This window comes from Corynebacterium sp. HMSC08F01, assembly GCF_001807545.1.
GTDB classification, from domain to species: domain Bacteria; phylum Actinomycetota; class Actinomycetes; order Mycobacteriales; family Mycobacteriaceae; genus Corynebacterium; species Corynebacterium coyleae.
In genome coordinates this window covers 1-1,786 of sequence record NZ_KV789280.1, presented here as the reverse complement: position 1 = coordinate 1,786, position 1,786 = coordinate 1, and the positions used below count along the sequence as shown (strand labels likewise).

The window sequence follows — 1,786 nt, the reverse complement described above, 5'->3', positions numbered from 1 at the left end:
TTACCGGATTGCTGGATGTCATCGATGCTGCCGGCGGAGTGCCGACTGAGATGGTCTTCGATAACGCTACTGCTATTGGACGCCGTGTCGGCCCGAAGGTTGTCGAATCAGAGCTCTTCGCCGCGTTTAAAGCGCACTATCGGACTCGGTCGCGTTACTGCAACCCGTATTCAGGCCATGAGAAAGGCAATGTGGAAAACGCTGTCGGGTTCATCCGCCGAAACCTGCTCGTTCCCGTGCCAGAAGTTGCTTCACTGGCAGAACTAAACGCTCTTCTGGACTCTGGGTGTGCCGCGTTTGCCAAGCAGACCCATTATAAGAAGGCAGCGGTAATCGCTGATCTGTTTCAACACGATCAACAAGCGCTCAAAGCATGTCCGTCGGTGCGGTTTAATCCGGTGCGTTTCGAAGTGCGTCGCACCGATAAAACCGGGATTGTCACCGTAGCAGGCAACCGCTACCTAGTCGGGCCTGCCTGGGCAAACAGGCAAGTCACACTGGAATTGTCCCACGACACCATCACCGTCTTAGACGAGGAGTCTCGACGCATCATCGCGCTGCCGAGAGTCTTCGGCACTGCAGACGCTACAGTGATCAACCCCATAAGTCTGCTGCCAGGGTTAGCCAAAAAGCCGGGAGCGTGGAAGAACTCACCACTTCGCCACCATATGCCGGATAACGTCGTCGGCTACCTCGACGAAGCAGATACCGTCACACGTCGTGAGTTTTTCACCCATGCACAAACCACCGCCGCAGAATGCGGTTTCGACGCCACCGTCACCGCCGCTGCAGCACTTTTAGAAGCCAACGCTCAACCAACCGGACCGCATCTTGGCATCGCTGCACGATACAGCACCCCACCACCAACACAGCACACCAGAGCAAACCTGGCTACCTACGACCAACTCCTTGCCACCACAATCAACACCCCACAGCATGCGGAGGCGACCTAAAATGAGCGCTACAACCACCAAAAACCAAGTTGTCACACTCGGCCGCCAGCTCTATTTGACCACCGCTGTGTTACGCCAATGCGTTGAACACGCCACCCCACGCCAGTGCGACATCCTCATCGAATTGTTCGAAGCTGAACTTTCTTCCAGAGCAGCATCCAGAGCCCGCCGCCTCATGCACCGTGCGCGTGTGCCAGTACGCAAAACCCTCGACGGCTACGACTGGTCACCAGTGACCCTGCCCACGGACATCACCCGCGAACACCTCACCACGCTTGAGTTTCTCAACGGATGTGAAGACCTCGTCTTCTACGGGGACGTCGGCACCGGGAAAACACATCTCGCCATCGCGCTAGCCACCCAAACATGCCTTGCAGGCATCCCAGCAAGGTTTTTCACCGCCGCCGGCCTAGTCGACCACTTACGCAACGCTAAACAGGCAGGAAGACTCGACAAAGAACTCGCAGCACTCGGCAAAAACAAGCTCCTCGTCATCGACGAACTCGGCTACATCCCCATCGACACTGACGGTGCACGGTTACTTTTCCAAGCCATCGCCGACGCCTACGAACAACGCAGCCTGATCATCACCACCAACCTCGCGTTTTCCCAATGGGGCCAAGTCTTCGGCAACGATGACATGGCAGCGGCAGCCATCGACCGCATCGTCCACCACGGACGCATGATTACCTTCACCGGCCAGTCCTACCGCATGGCAAACGCCCTCATGAAATAACCCTCAAAACCCCAGCAACGCTCAAACGGCCCAAAACCGTGCCGAACTGGCCTAAAAATTCGAGCCGAAACGGCCTAAAACAACTTGACAAAACACA

General features: G+C 56.4%; 2 protein-coding genes. Both read left to right on the top strand.

What is annotated here, in order from left to right; all coding sequences use genetic code 11:
- The coding region (locus HMPREF3171_RS12000; RefSeq protein WP_168161862.1) for a transposase family protein at positions 1–953 on the top strand (953 nt) is incomplete at its 5' end.
- Between the two features lies 1 nt (position 954).
- A complete protein-coding gene (gene istB / locus HMPREF3171_RS01085; protein ID WP_101733627.1) occupies positions 955–1,689 on the top strand; it encodes an IS21-like element helper ATPase IstB in 735 nt (244 codons plus the stop codon).
- Positions 1,690–1,786 lie beyond the last annotated feature (97 nt).